Genomic DNA, 13,888 nt, shown 5'->3' with positions numbered 1-13,888 from the left:
GTGTATGATACACGGCGTCAACCTAATTAGCTAAATCCGTGGTATTTGGGGTTTTTTTCATGCAAGCGTATCAGCGCGATTTCATTCGTTTTGCCATTGATCGTGGCGTTTTGCGCTTCGGTGAGTTCACCCTGAAGTCCGGGCGTACCAGTCCATACTTCTTCAATGCCGGCCTGTTCAACTCAGGTTCGGCCCTGGCGCAGCTAGGTCGTTTCTACGCGGCAGCCATCGTCGAGAGCGGCATTTCCTTCGATGTACTGTTCGGTCCGGCCTACAAAGGCATCCCGTTGGCCGCGACCACCGCCGTGGCGCTGGCCGAACACCATGGCCGTGATTTGCCATGGTGCTTCAACCGCAAGGAAGCCAAGGCCCATGGCGAAGGCGGTAGCCTGGTCGGCGCCCCGCTGACCGGCGACGTGTTGATCATCGACGATGTGATCACCGCAGGCACTGCCATCCGCGAAGTGATGCAGATCATCGCGTCCCAGGACGGCGCCAAGGCTGCCGGTGTATTGATCGCTCTCAACCGTCAGGAGCGTGGCAACGGCGAGTTGTCGGCCATCCAGGAAGTGGAGCGCGATTTCGGTATTCCGGTGATCAGCATTGTTTCGCTGAATCAGGTGCTGGAGTTCCTGGCGGACGATCCGCAGCTCAAGCAATACCTGCCGGCCGTAGAAGCCTACCGCGCCCAGTTCGGCGTCTGACAACATGGATTCTGTAGGAGCGAGCTTGCTCGCGATGGACATAAGAGCACCGCGTTTCGTCAGGCGCCCCGCGTAATCGTTGACGTTTTTCGCGAGCAAGCTCGCTCCTGCAGGGATCGCAGGCAAAAAAAGACCCCGCTCAACCCGGTTGAGCGGGGTCTTTTTGTGTGTGCTGCTTAGGGACGCTTGCGATTGCTGATCAATGTACCCACACCGGTATCGGTGAAGATCTCCAGCAGGATCGCATTCGGTACCCGACCGTCGATGATCAACGAGCTGCCCACACCGCCCTGAACCGCTTCCAGCGCGCAACGGATCTTTGGCAGCATGCCGCCGTAGATGGTGCCGTCGGCGATCAACTCGTCGACCTGCTGGGTGGTCAGGCCGGTCAGGACCGTGCCTGACTTGTCCATCAGACCGGCAATGTTGGTCAGCAGCATCAGCTTCTCGGCTTTCAGCGCTTCGGCCACTTTACCCGCCACCAGGTCCGCGTTGATGTTGTACGACTCGCCGTTGGCGCCTACACCAATCGGCGCGATCACCGGAATGAAGTCACCTTTGACCAGCAAGTTCAGCAGGTCGGTGTTGATCCCGACCACTTCGCCAACCTGGCCGATGTCGATGATTTCCGGTTGGGTCATCTCCGGCGTCTGGCGGGTCACGGTGAGCTTTTTCGCACGAATCAGCTCAGCGTCTTTACCGGTCAGGCCGATGGCGCTGCCGCCATGACGGTTGATCAGGTTGACGATGTCTTTGTTCACTTGGCCGCCGAGGACCATTTCCACCACGTCCATGGTCTGCGCGTCAGTGACGCGCATGCCGTCGATGAAGTGGCTCTCGATCGACAGACGCTTGAGCAGGTCGCCGATTTGCGGGCCGCCACCGTGAACCACCACCGGGTTGATGCCGACGGCTTTCATCAGCACGATATCGCGGGCGAAGCCGGTCTTCAGCTCCTCGCTTTCCATCGCGTTGCCGCCGTATTTGATCACCAGTGTCTTGCCGACATAGCGGCGAATGTAAGGCAGCGCTTCGGACAGGACCTTGGCGGTGTTGGCGGCGGCTTCGCGTTCGAGGGTCATTCAGGGCTCCGGCACTTCGGTAAAAGGCGCTTCAATTAATCAAAACGGTAGTTGGAGATCAGGTGCAACACGCTTCAACTGGACTTTGAAAACGTCCTTGATGCGTTGCAATTCCGCCTCGTCATCAGCCTCGAAACGCAGCACCAACACCGGCGTGGTGTTGGACGCGCGCACCAGGCCCCAGCCTTTGGCGTAGTCAACTCGCACGCCGTCGATGGTAGTCAGGTCAGCGCCTTCCCCCCACTTCGCGTCGTGCAATGCATCAATGATGCTGAATTTGCTCTCTTCGGTCACATGGATATTGATTTCCGGCGTAGAAATATCATTCGGGAAGGTCGCAAACAGCTCTTGCGCCGAGGATTTTTCCTTGCTGAGGATTTCCAGCAGCCGCGCGGCGCTGTAAATGCCGTCGTCGAAACCGAACCAGCGTTCCTTGAAGAAGATATGCCCGCTCATTTCGCCGGCCAACAGCGCGCCGGTTTGTTTCATTTTCTTTTTGATCAGCGAATGACCCGTCTTCCACATCAGTGGGCGACCGCCGTATTCCTTGATCAGTGGTGTCAGGCGGCGGGTGCATTTGACGTCGAAGATGATTTGCGCGTCAGTGTTGCGCGCCAGCACGTCGCGGGCGAACAGCATCAGCAAGCGGTCCGGGTAGACGATACTGCCGGTGTTGGTCACTACGCCCACGCGATCGCCGTCGCCGTCGAAGGCCAGGCCGATATCAGCATGGGTTTCCCTGACCTTGGCGATCAGGTCCACGAGATTTTCAGGCTTGCCCGGATCCGGGTGATGGTTTGGGAAGTTGCCGTCCACTTCGCAGAACAGCGGAATGACTTCGCAGTTCAATGCTTCGATCAGTTGCGGGGCGATCACACCGGCAGCGCCGTTGCCGCAGTCGACCACAACCTTCAGGCGGCGGGCGAGTTTGATGTCCTGGACGATTTCGGTGTTGTAGCGATCGAGAATATCGACCTGGGTGACGCTGCCTTTACCGCTGCTCAGATTGTTGGTCTTGAGGCGGTCGTGCAGGGCCTGAATCTGTTCATTGGCCAGGGTGTCGCCGGCGATAACGATCTTGAAGCCATTGTAGTTCGACGGGTTGTGACTGCCAGTGAGCATCACCCCGGACTTGCCCGCCAGTACGTTGGCGGCGTAGTACAGCGCAGGTGTTGGCACCAGGCCAACGTCGCTGACGTGGCAGCCGCTGTCGACGAGGCCTTTGATCAATTGTTCAACCAGTTCCGGGCCGGACAGGCGACCGTCGCGGCCGACCGAAACATTCGGTTCGTCCTCGGCCAGGCTCTGTGAACCGATGGCGCGTCCGAGCCAATAAGCGGTTTCAGCGTTCAGAAATTCCGGGACAGTGCCGCGAATATCGTAGGCGCGGAAGATGCTGTCGGGGAACTTGGGTGCGACTTGGGCTGGGCTGCTCATTACTGGAAATGCTCCATCTTGAAGGTGGCTGGACCTGGCCGCGAAGTACTCGTCGACCGGCTCAAACTGAAGGGTATGACGATCTTTTCCACTGAGAGTTCGTGCTGCGAAAAGGCCATGACACCGGTTTCAGTTAGCATTTTGCCGGCCAATGCCTTGATTTTCAGTGGTAAACCTTCCAGATGACGTCTGTGCAATTTCAGTTCAAAACCTGTGGGAGCGAGCTTGCTCGCGATAGCGGACTGGCAGGCGACACCTTTGTCGAATGTGCAACCGTCATCGCGAGCAAGCTCGCTCCCACAATGAAATTCCTGGCCGGCTGACTGTGGCACCCGCTATCAGTGGCTGCCGGAATGCCCGAAACCGCCTGCACCGCGCTCGGTTTCAACGAACTCTTCGACCATCTCGAAGTGTGCTTGAACCACCGGCACCAGCACCAGCTGAGCCAGGCGTTCGCCCACCACCATGTTGAAATCGGTCTGGCCACGGTTCCAGCACGAGACCATCAACGGCCCCTGGTAATCGGAGTCGATCAAACCGACCAGATTGCCCAGTACGATGCCGTGTTTATGGCCCAGACCTGAGCGCGGCAAAATCAGCGCCGCCAAACCCGGGTCGCCGATATAGACGGACAGGCCGGTCGGGATCAGTACGGTTTCGCCCGGCTTGATCACGGTGTCTTTTTCCAGCATGGCGCGCAGGTCGAGGCCGGCGGAGCCTGGAGTGGCGTACTGCGGCAGCGGAAATTCGCTGCCGATGCGAGGGTCGAGGATCTTGGCTTGCAAAGCGTGCATGTAAATTAAACCTGGTTCAGACGTTCGGCGATAAAAGTGACCAGTTGTCGAGCAATCTTGCTCTTGCTGGTCTGGGCGAAAAGTGTGGCGTGTAACTGACGGTCGATCACGCTGCAGGCGTTTTCTTCACTGTTGAAGCCAATACTCGGGTTGGCGACGTCGTTGGCGACGATCAGATCGAGGTTTTTGTCTTTCAACTTGCGGGCCGCGTAATCGAGCAAGTGTTCGGTTTCGGCGGCGAAACCGACACTGAACGGACGGTCGGGGCGCGTGGCGATGGTGGCCAGGATGTCCGGGTTGCGCACCATCTGTAGCAACAAGCCGTCGCCGTTCGTAGGGTCTTTCTTGAGTTTCTGTGGGGCCACGACTTCTGGGCGGTAATCCGCGACCGCTGCCGAAGCGATAAACAGGTCGCAAGGGATCGCGGCTTCACACGCGGCGAGCATGTCGCGGGCGCTCACCACGTCGATGCGCGTCACGCGATCCGGGGTCGGCAGATGCACCGGGCCGGTGATCAAGGTCACGCGGGCGCCGGCTTCTACCGCCGCTTCGGCCAGGGCAAAGCCCATTTTGCCGGAGCTGTGGTTGGTGATGTAACGCACCGGATCGATGTTTTCCTGGGTCGGGCCGGCGGTGATCAGTACGTGTTTGCCGGTCAGTGCCTGGCGCTGGAAGCAGTCTGCCGCGCACTGTGCGAGGTCGGTGGCTTCGAGCATGCGGCCCATGCCGACGTCACCACAGGCCTGGCTGCCGGAGGCCGGGCCGAAGACTTTCAAATCGCGGCTTTCGAGGGTTTGCAGGTTGGCCTGGGTCGCCGGATCGCGCCACATGGCCTGGTTCATCGCCGGGGCAACGGCGACCACCGCGTCGGTGGCCAGCACCAGCGTGGTCAGCAGGTCATCGGCAATGCCTTGGGCCAGGCGGGCGATCAAGTCGGCGGTGGCGGGGGCGATAAGCACCAGGTCGGCCCATTTGGCCAGCTCGATGTGGCCCATCGCAGCTTCAGCCGCCGGGTCCAGCAGGTCGAGGTGGACCGGGTGCCCGGACAGTGCCTGCATGGTCAATGGTGTAATGAACTCGCTGCCGCCACGGGTCATGACCACGCGCACTTCGGCGCCCTGATCGATCAGGCGGCGGACCAGGTCGGCGCTTTTGTAGGCAGCGATGCCGCCGCCGACGCCCAGAACGATGCGTTTCCGATACAGCCGCTGCATAGGCCTGCCTTTCAATTCGATGGTGGCTGCATGGCGATACCCCCTCCCCAGGGATGAAATCGCCAGCAAAAAAGATGGGCTACGATATCACAGCGACCGCTACGGAACAGCGGCGCCCACACGACAAGGAGGTGCCATGAGTATTCGCGATTGGCCGGCGGCCGAGCGGCCGCGGGAGAAATTACTTGAGCTGGGTTCGGCGAGCCTTTCCGATGCCGAGTTGCTGGCAATCTTTCTACGAACCGGTGTTTCTGGCAAAAGCGCGGTGGACCTGGCGCGACACCTGTTGATGCAATTCGGCAGCTTGCGCGCCTTATTGGAGGCTGACTTGAGGGTCTTCAGCGCCCAGCTCGGGCTTGGTCCGGCGAAGTTTGCACAGTTGCAGGCAGTCTTGGAAATGGCCCGACGGCATCTGGCTGAGCGCTTACGCCACAGCTCGGTGCTGGAAAATCCGCTGGCCGTACGTGATTACCTCAAATCGATGTTGCGACACGAACCTCATGAGGTATTTGGCTGCCTGTTTCTGGACTCGAAACATCGAGTGCTGGCGTTTGAATCGCTGTTTCGAGGCTCCATCGACTGTACGAGTGTTTATCCGCGCCAGGTGGTCAAGCGCGCGCTGGCTCACAACGCCGCAGCAGTGATCCTCTGCCACAACCACCCATCGGGGAGTGCCGACCCCAGCCAGGCTGATCGAAAGCTGACCAAGCGCTTGCAAGAGGCCCTGGACCTGATCGATGTGCGGGTGCTCGACCATTTCATCATCGGCGACGGCGATCCGCTGTCCATGGCCGAGTACGGGTGGATGTAACCCACGTTCATGTAGGAGCGAGCTTGCTCGCGATAAACCTGAGAACGCCACGGGGTGTCAGGCTTCCCGCGTTATCGTTGGCCATCATCGTCGGAACGCCGCCCGGAGCAAGCTCGCTCCTACAGGTTTTGTGGCGACGCAATTATTTGAGGTTGACCTTCGAGTAATCCTGGCGACCGAACGGGCTGACCGAGTAACCCTCGACGTCTTTGCGCGTGAGTGCGAAGGCGGTCGGGTGCGCCAGTGGCAACCACAGCGCCTGTTGCTGGATCTGCGCCTGGGCCTGTTCATAGAGCTTGGTGCGCACACCTTGCTCGCCGGTGGTCTTGCCGGCGCTGATCAGTTTGTCCAGGTCCTGGTTGCAATAACGGGCGAAGTTGGTGCCGGACTTGACCGCCGCGCAGGAAAATTGCGGCGTGAGGAAGTTGTCCGGGTCGCCGTTGTCGCCAGCCCAGCCCATGAACAGCAAGTCATGCTCGCCGGCCTTGGCGCGGCGAATCAGCTCGCCCCACTCGATCACCCGGATCTCGGCCTGAATGCCGATTTCCGCGAGATCGGACTGAAGCAATTGCGCGCCGAGGCTCGGGTTCGGGTTCAGCAGACTGCCAGAGGGGCGGGTCCAGATGGTGGTCTGGAAGCCATCCTTCAGTCCGGCCTTGGCCATCAATGCGCGGGCCTTTTCGACGTCATGCGGATAGCCCGGCAAGCCTTTGGCATAACTCCAGGTGTTGGGCGGATACGGGCCATTGGCGGGTTCGGCGGTGTCTTCGAAGACCGCTTTGATGTAGTTGGCCTTGTCGAACGCGAGGTTGATCGCCTGACGCACTTCAGGTTTATCCAGTGGCGGATGCTGGCTGTTGATGCCGACGAACGCGGTCATGAAAGCGTCAGTTTTTTCGACTTTCAATGTCGGCTCTTTCAGTGCTGCCTGTACGTCCATAGGCTTGGGCGACAAAGCGATCTGGCACTCGTTGCGGCGCAATTTCTGCAAGCGCACGTTGGCATCCGGTGTAATGGCAAAGATCAGTGGATCTGCCGAAGGCTTGCCGCCGAAATAGTCGGCGTTAGCCTTGTAGCGAATTGAAGCGTCTTTCTGGAAACGGGTGAAAATGAACGGGCCGGTGCCGATCGGCTGGCTGTTGAGCTTCTCCGGGGTGCCGGCCTTCATCAGCTTGTCGGCGTATTCAGCCGAATAGATTGAGGCGAAGCCCATGCTCAGGGTCGCGAGGAAGGTCGAGTCCGGGTGGTCGAGGGTAAAGCGCACGGTCAGTGGGTCGAGTGCGTCGATCTTATTAATCAGCGCCGGCAATTGCATCGACTGGGCGTGGGGGAAGCCGCTCTGCGCAATGGTGTGCCAGGGGTTTGCCGGGTCGAGCATGCGGTCGAAGCTGAACTTCACGTCCTCGGCGGTCAGGTCACGCGTCGGGCTGAAATAGTCGGTGCGGTGGAATTTCACCTGCGGATGCAGTTTGAATACGTACGTCAGGCCGTCGGGCGTGACGTCCCAGCTATCCGCGAGGCTGGCGACCACTTTGCCGCTGGCGGTATCGAAGTCCACCAGGCGGTTCATCAGCACGTCGGCCGAGGCGTTGGTGGTGGTCAGGGAGTTGTATTGCACCACGTCGAACCCTTCAGGGCTGGCCTCGGTGCAGACAGTCAGCGCGGCCGCCATAGCCTGTGGGCTCAGTAGAAGAGGGGCAAGCAGCAGGGGTAGGGCAGCGAGGCGCATGGTCGGATTCCTTTACAGATCGAAGGCCCATCTGCAAGTGCAGTCTGGAAAAGGCTTACCCTAGTGGGCTCTTTTGCAAATGACTATCCCCTTTTTCATTTTAAGGGGACTATAGGCGACTGTTTTCAGTGAGTGCTGGCTGAGAAAAATCCTGAATTGGCGCGTTGGCCGATTCTCTGCGACGAGCGGTCTTCATCGACGATAGCCTTTATCCTAGGCGCTCGAAGCCCGAAAAATGGGGTTTTTATCAACTCAGCACACACGGAATGTTGTTGCTCTCTAGTCTTTCTGGTATAAAGCAGCGCTCTTTTCTAGGGGCCCGGTTCCTTCGTTTGTAGGTGTAGCCGGTAAGACCCTTAAAGAAACGCGGCGCCTGGCGCCAAATGACTGAGAGATTAAGCGGCCAACCCATGCCGGGTTGGGCATGTGGTTTTAGAGGGCTGAGGCATGTCGAGAGTCTGTCAAGTTACCGGTAAGGGTCCGGTGACTGGGAATAACATTTCCCACGCAAATAACAAAACCCGTCGTCGTTTCCTGCCGAACCTGCAGCATCACCGCTTCTGGGTTGAAGAAGAGAAACGTTTCGTGCGTCTGCGCGTATCTGCCAAAGGCATGCGCATCATCGACAAGCGTGGCATCACTGTCGTGCTGGCCGAAATCCGCGCCGCTGGCAAGATCTAAGGGAGCTAATCATGCGTGAATTGATTCGTTTGATTTCGAGCGCCGGTACTGGTCACTTCTACACTACCGACAAGAACAAGCGCACTACTCCGGACAAAATCGAGATCAAGAAATTTGATCCGGTTGTTCGCAAGCACGTGATCTACAAAGAAGGCAAAATCAAGTAATTGATTTTTCTCTCTTACAAAAAAGGCCCGTATCGCGAGATACGGGCCTTTTTTGTTGTCTGAACTTTGTGGTGCTAGTCAGGGCCTCATCGCGAGCAAGCTCGCTCCCACAGGAGATCTGTGTCGATCACAAAACCTGTGGGAGCGAGCTTGCTCGCGATGAGGCCGGCCGGGGCAGCATAAATCTTCAGGCCTTCTGTTCAAACGCCACGTAGATCTTGCGGCACGTTTCCAGCACTTCCCAAGTGCCCCGGAACCCGGCCGGGATCACAAAGCGATCGCCCGCGCGCACGGTTTTGCTATTGCCGTCATTGTCGCGCAGCACTGAGACGCCCTGAACGATTTCGCAGTACTCGTGTTCGGTGAAGTTCACCAGCCACTGGCCGACTTCGCCTTCCCAAACGCCTGCATTCAACTGGCCGCAAGGGCTGTTGTAGTGGTTGTACACCGCTTGTTCAGGGTCGCCCTTGAGGACTTTCGCCGGGTCCGGCCGATAGCGATCCGGCTGGGTGGCGGCTTGGCTGAAATCGACGACATCCTCGATATTCATTGTTGTAATTCCCCGTGATTGCGGCGCGATGGCTGGAAAGACTCAAAGTCTATGTTTATTAAAATGAACACTGCAAGGCCGTTTGCCGACTTTGTGTCAAATATATTGATACAACCCCGGCCACTGGTTTAGGGTGGCAGTTGCCTTGGGCCGAAAAGCAGGCTGTCCGGGCAGAATTCCTGAGACCGCCCGCGAAGACCGCGGGGCGCTCGTATTCAATAAGAGGAGGACTCTCGTATGACCACCCTGACTCGTGCCGATTGGGAACAACGGGCTCGCGATTTGAAGATCGAAGGCCGCGCCTACATCAATGGTGAATACACTGATGCCGTCTCCAGTGAGACCTTCGAGTGCATCAGCCCGGTCGATGGTCGTCTGCTGGGCAAGATTGCCAGCTGTGACGCCGCCGACGCCCAGCGTGCCGTTGAAAACGCTCGCGCCACCTTCAATTCCGGTGTCTGGTCCCGCCTGGCGCCAACCAAGCGCAAAGCCACCATGATTCGTTTTGCCGGCCTGCTGAAACAGCACGCCGAAGAGCTGGCCCTGCTTGAAACCCTGGACATGGGCAAGCCGATCAGCGATTCCTTGTACATCGACGTTCCAGGCGCGGCGCAAGCCCTGAGCTGGAGCGGTGAAGCTATCGACAAGATCTATGACGAAGTGGCAGCGACCCCGCACGACCAACTGGGTCTGGTGACTCGTGAGCCGGTCGGCGTCGTCGGCGCCATCGTGCCGTGGAACTTCCCGCTGATGATGGCCTGCTGGAAACTCGGTCCGGCGCTGTCCACCGGCAACTCGGTGATCCTCAAACCGTCCGAAAAATCCCCGCTGACCGCCATCCGGATCGCTGCGCTGGCCGTTGAAGCCGGCATCCCCAAAGGCGTGCTGAACGTGCTGCCTGGCTACGGCCACACCGTCGGCAAAGCCCTGGCCCTGCACAACGACGTGGACACCCTGGTGTTCACCGGTTCGACCAAGATCGCCAAGCAACTGCTGATTTACTCCGGCGAATCGAACATGAAACGCGTCTGGCTCGAAGCCGGCGGCAAGAGCCCGAACATCGTGTTCGCCGATGCCCCGGACCTGCAAGCGGCCGCTGAAGCAGCTGCCGGTGCCATTGCCTTCAACCAGGGTGAAGTCTGCACCGCTGGCTCGCGTCTGCTGGTCGAGCGTTCGATCAAGGACACCTTCCTGCCACTGGTGATCGAAGCGCTGAAAACCTGGAAGCCGGGCAACCCGCTGGACCCGGCAACCACAGTCGGCGCGCTGGTGGATACCCAGCAGATGAACACCGTGCTGTCTTACATCGAATCCGGTCACACCGACGGCGCCAAACTGGTGGCTGGCGGCAAGCGTATTCTTCAGGAAACCGGTGGCACTTATGTTGAGCCGACGATTTTCGACGGTGTAAGCAACGCGATGAAAATCGCTCAGGAAGAGATCTTTGGGCCGGTACTGTCGGTGATTGCGTTCGATACCGCCGAAGAAGCCATTGCGATTGCCAACGACACGCCTTACGGCCTGGCTGCGGCAGTGTGGACCAAGGACATCTCGAAGGCTCACCTGACCGCCAGGGCGCTGCGTGCCGGTAGCGTGTGGGTCAACCAGTACGATGGCGGCGACATGACCGCACCGTTTGGTGGCTTCAAGCAGTCGGGCAACGGTCGCGATAAATCGCTGCATGCGTTCGACAAGTACACCGAGCTGAAGGCGACCTGGATCAAATTGTAAGTCGGTTTTCTTAACGACGCAGATCCCTTGTGGGAGTGAGCCTGCTCGCGAAGACGGTGTAACAGTCAACATTGATGTTGAATGTGCTGGCCTCTTCGCGAGCAGGCTCGCTCCCACATTTGTTTTGTGTCGTCTGTGAAAAATAATATCCACAGGAGCGTGGAACATGCGTTGGGCGACTTATTTCGCCGTGTTGGCGTCGGTCCTGAGTGTCGGCCTGGCCTTGGGTGTCAGCATGCCGCTGGTGTCGTTTCGCCTGGAAAGTTGGGGTTACGGCTCATTCGCGATCGGCGTGATGGCGGCGATGCCTGCGATTGGCGTCTTGCTGGGCGCGAAAATCTCCAGCCACCTGGCGGCGCGTCTCGGCGCGGCCAATCTGATGCGCCTGTGCCTGTGGGCCGGGGCATTGTCCATCGGTTTGCTGGCGCTATTACCCAGTTATCCGATCTGGCTGCTGCTGCGGTTGATGATCGGGGTGGCGCTGACCCTGGTCTTCATCCTCGGTGAAAGCTGGATCAATCAACTGGTGGTCGAGCAATGGCGTGGGCGGCTGGTGGCGCTGTATGGCAGCACCTACGCATTGAGTCAGTTGGGCGGGCCATTGTTGTTGGGGGCCTTGGGCACCGAGCAGGATTACGGTTTCTGGGTCGGCGTCGGTTTGCTGGTGGCGGCGCCGTTGCTGTTGCTGGGCCGTAGTGGCGCGCCCAGCAGCGAAGCCAGCAGCGTGACCTTCGGTGACTTGCTGGGTTTCTGCCGAGGCCTGCCGGCGATTGCATGGGCGGTTTCGCTGTTTGCGGCGTTTGAAGCGATGATCCTGACCTTGCTGCCGGTGTATTGCTTGCGTCAGGGCTTCACGGCGGAGATCGCCCTGGCGATGGTCAGCACGGTGGTGGTCGGCGATGCCTTGCTGCAATTGCCGATAGGGGCGTTGGCTGATCGCTTGTCGCGACGCACGCTGTTCACCGGGTGTGCAGTGGTTTTGCTGCTGTCGAGCCTGGCGATTCCGTTGCTGATCGACACGTTGTTGATCTGGCCGTTGTGGGTGTTGTTCGGCGCCAGCGCCGGGGGGCTGTTCACCTTGTCACTGATCCTGATCGGCGAGCGATACCGCGACGATGCGCTGGTGCGGGCCAATGCTCACATCGCGCAGTTGTGGGGAATTGGTTGTCTGGTCGGGCCACTGGCGGCCGGTGCCGGCAGCCAGTGGATCAGTGGGCATGCATTGCCATTGCTGATGGCGGCCGGTGCGTTTGGATTGGTGATTCTGGTGTCGCGCCAGGGTGCATTTGGCACAGCGCAGCCGGCATGATTTTGTAGCTGCTGGCGAAGCCTGCGTTCGGCAGCTGCTACGGATCGCGCTATGGCGCCGGACGCGAGTTATGCGCCTACAACATCCGCTCCAGGCCAACGGTGGTGCTCATCCAGGCGTTGAAGCGCCGCCACCAGCTACCCGGCTCCTTGGTCAGGGTGTGCAACTTGCCATCATCTTCGGTGACCCAGACGATCTTGCCTTGTTCCAGTTTCACCTGATAACTCAAAGGCGGCGCCATGCCCTGCAGTGCCAGTTCGCGGACGCGGGTCGCGAGTTCCGGGCTGTCCACCAGCACGCCGACTTCGGTGTTCCACAGCACTGAGCGCCGGTCGAAGTTAAACGAGCCGATAAAGGACTTCTGCTGGTCGAAGATCATTGCCTTGCTGTGCAGGCTGGAATCGGAACTCGGCGAGGATTTGCTGCCAAGAAAATGCGGTCCGCTGCCCCCGCCTTCGCCGGGCTGCCGACGCAATTCGAACAATTGCACGCCATGCTCCAGCAGCGCCTTGCGGTACGGCGCGTAACCACCATGCACCGCCGGCACATCAGTGGCCTCCAGTGAGTTGGTCAGCAGCTTCACCGAGACGCGTGCATCGGCACGTCCGGTCAGGTACACCAGCCCCGGCGGGCCGGGGACGAAGTACGCCGAGATCAAGATCAGCTCTTTGCTGACCCCGTTGAGCTCGGGCGCCAGCTGCGTGGTCAGCAGCAACTGCGGGTCGGGTTCGCCGTTGGCCAGCACCTTGCTCGGCGCATCCCACAACACCTGGCTTCGGGCCCAGCTAAGCTCCCTGCGCCAGATGTCCAGGCGCGGGTGCCTGGCGTAGGTCGTCAGGTGCTGATAGAGCGCGTGATTCTGTTTGCGCGTTTCGTCCAGGGATGCCTCTAGTCGGGTCCGGGTATTGTCGAAGTCCTTGGCGGTCGGTTTGTTCGTGAGAAACTCATTGATCGGCTTGCTCAGTGCACTGTTCCAGTACTGGTCGAAACTGTGCCCCAATTGCTCGGCAACCGGGCCGACGCTGAGCATGTCGATGTCAGTGAAATTCAGGTTGGGCTCGGCATCGAAATACTCATCCCCCAGGTTGCGTCCGCCGACAATGGCCACGCTGTTGTCCGCCAGCCACAGCTTGTTGTGCATGCGCCGGTGTTGCTGCGACAGGTTGAACAAGCGGCCCATGGTTCGCGTTACACCGGTGCTGCGGCCCAGGTGCAGCGGATTGAACAGCCGGATCTGGATCTGCGGATGTACCGCCAGGGTGGCGATGACCCAGTCCAGACCGTCGCTGCTGGTGTCATCGAGGAGGATTCGTACGCGCACGCCACGATCGGCAGCTTTGAACAGTTCGTCCACCAGCATCCGAGTGCTGATGCCGTCGTGGACGACGTAGTACTGCAAATCGAGACTGCTTTGGGCATTGCGGATCAGCTCGGCGCGGGCCGTAAAGGCGTCGGTACTGTTGGGCAGCAGTCGAAAGCCGGATTGCCCTTGGTGGGATGCGGCCTGGGACTGGATTGACCGGCCAAACACTGAGTCGCTGGCGGGCAGCGCCTGGCTGGGTTCGCGCTCAACGTGGAGGCTGGCGCAGCCGGCAAGGAACGAGGTGAGTAACAGTAAAGCGAGCAGGGGCTGTCTGACTCTCACGAGGGATCGTTCCGATTGACGGCAGATGTTGGCA

The 13,888-nt window shown here is 59.5% G+C and carries 12 protein-coding genes and 1 pseudogene; 6 read left to right on the top strand and 7 right to left on the bottom strand.

Annotated features, from left to right (window positions below; genetic code table 11):
- The first annotated feature begins 59 nt into the window (after nt 1-59).
- Nucleotides 60-704, top strand: a complete 645-nt coding sequence (pyrE, locus tag AC1MDT_RS21360) for an orotate phosphoribosyltransferase (RefSeq protein ID WP_201115685.1) — start codon at nt 60-62, stop codon at nt 702-704.
- A gap of 176 nt (nt 705-880) precedes the next feature.
- On the opposite strand, the gene argB is transcribed toward pyrE, so the two are convergent.
- The 4 genes and pseudogenes from argB to coaBC form a co-directional block, all read right to left on the bottom strand.
- Nucleotides 881-1,786 carry an acetylglutamate kinase gene (argB, locus tag AC1MDT_RS21355; RefSeq protein WP_045059191.1) on the bottom strand — a complete coding sequence of 302 codons (906 nt, stop codon included), beginning with the start codon at nt 1,784-1,786 and terminating at the stop codon, nt 881-883.
- A gap of 39 nt (nt 1,787-1,825) precedes the next feature.
- Nucleotides 1,826-3,229, bottom strand: a pseudogene (locus tag AC1MDT_RS21350) (phosphomannomutase/phosphoglucomutase); the annotation flags it as partial.
- 332 nt (nt 3,230-3,561) lie between these two features.
- The gene (dut, locus tag AC1MDT_RS21345) at nt 3,562-4,017 is read right to left on the bottom strand and encodes a dUTP diphosphatase (protein ID WP_201115687.1); all 456 of its coding nucleotides are present in this window, start codon (nt 4,015-4,017) and stop codon (nt 3,562-3,564) included.
- A gap of 5 nt (nt 4,018-4,022) precedes the next feature.
- Nucleotides 4,023-5,231 carry a bifunctional phosphopantothenoylcysteine decarboxylase/phosphopantothenate--cysteine ligase CoaBC gene (gene coaBC, locus AC1MDT_RS21340; protein WP_480418827.1) on the bottom strand — a complete coding sequence of 403 codons (1,209 nt, stop codon included), beginning with the start codon at nt 5,229-5,231 and terminating at the stop codon, nt 4,023-4,025.
- Between the two features lie 136 nt (nt 5,232-5,367).
- Here coaBC and radC point away from each other — a divergent pair, with 136 nt between their 5' ends.
- Nucleotides 5,368-6,042 (top strand): RadC family protein, encoded by a 675-nt coding sequence (gene radC, locus AC1MDT_RS21335; RefSeq protein WP_480418826.1) that lies wholly within the window; start codon nt 5,368-5,370, stop codon nt 6,040-6,042.
- Nucleotides 6,043-6,184: 142 nt separating this feature from the next.
- Here radC and AC1MDT_RS21330 read toward each other — a convergent pair whose 3' ends face one another.
- Nucleotides 6,185-7,771, bottom strand: coding sequence for an ABC transporter substrate-binding protein (locus AC1MDT_RS21330; RefSeq protein ID WP_480418825.1), 1,587 nt, complete (start codon nt 7,769-7,771; stop codon nt 6,185-6,187).
- 447 nt (nt 7,772-8,218) lie between these two features.
- On the opposite strand from AC1MDT_RS21330, the gene rpmB reads away from it, so the two are divergent.
- Together rpmB and rpmG are read left to right on the top strand one after the other, a co-directional pair.
- Complete coding sequence (gene rpmB / locus AC1MDT_RS21325) at nt 8,219-8,452, top strand: 50S ribosomal protein L28 (RefSeq protein WP_003176907.1); 234 nt, start codon at nt 8,219-8,221, stop codon at nt 8,450-8,452.
- 11 nt (nt 8,453-8,463) lie between these two features.
- The gene (gene rpmG / locus AC1MDT_RS21320; protein ID WP_007894709.1) at nt 8,464-8,619 is read left to right on the top strand and encodes a 50S ribosomal protein L33; all 156 of its coding nucleotides are present in this window, start codon (nt 8,464-8,466) and stop codon (nt 8,617-8,619) included.
- Nucleotides 8,620-8,806: 187 nt separating this feature from the next.
- Here rpmG and AC1MDT_RS21315 read toward each other — a convergent pair whose 3' ends face one another.
- Nucleotides 8,807-9,169, bottom strand: a complete 363-nt coding sequence (locus AC1MDT_RS21315; protein ID WP_480418824.1) for a cupin domain-containing protein — start codon at nt 9,167-9,169, stop codon at nt 8,807-8,809.
- Nucleotides 9,170-9,406: 237 nt separating this feature from the next.
- Between AC1MDT_RS21315 and AC1MDT_RS21310 the strand changes: the two genes are divergently transcribed.
- Both AC1MDT_RS21310 and AC1MDT_RS21305 read left to right on the top strand, forming a co-directional pair.
- Complete coding sequence (locus AC1MDT_RS21310; RefSeq protein WP_201115694.1) at nt 9,407-10,900, top strand: aldehyde dehydrogenase; 1,494 nt, start codon at nt 9,407-9,409, stop codon at nt 10,898-10,900.
- 166 nt (nt 10,901-11,066) lie between these two features.
- Nucleotides 11,067-12,209: an MFS transporter gene (locus AC1MDT_RS21305; protein ID WP_480418823.1), complete on the top strand. Its 1,143-nt coding sequence runs from the start codon at nt 11,067-11,069 to the stop codon at nt 12,207-12,209.
- 76 nt (nt 12,210-12,285) lie between these two features.
- Here AC1MDT_RS21305 and AC1MDT_RS21300 read toward each other — a convergent pair whose 3' ends face one another.
- Entirely contained in the window at nt 12,286-13,854 is a 1,569-nt protein-coding gene (locus AC1MDT_RS21300; RefSeq protein ID WP_480418822.1) for a phospholipase D family protein, read from the bottom strand.
- Nucleotides 13,855-13,888: the final 34 nt, after the last annotated feature.

The organism is Pseudomonas sp. ASL7 (assembly GCF_056680375.1).
Note: the sequence above shows the minus strand (reverse complement) of the source record. Positions and strands in the feature narration are given on the sequence as shown.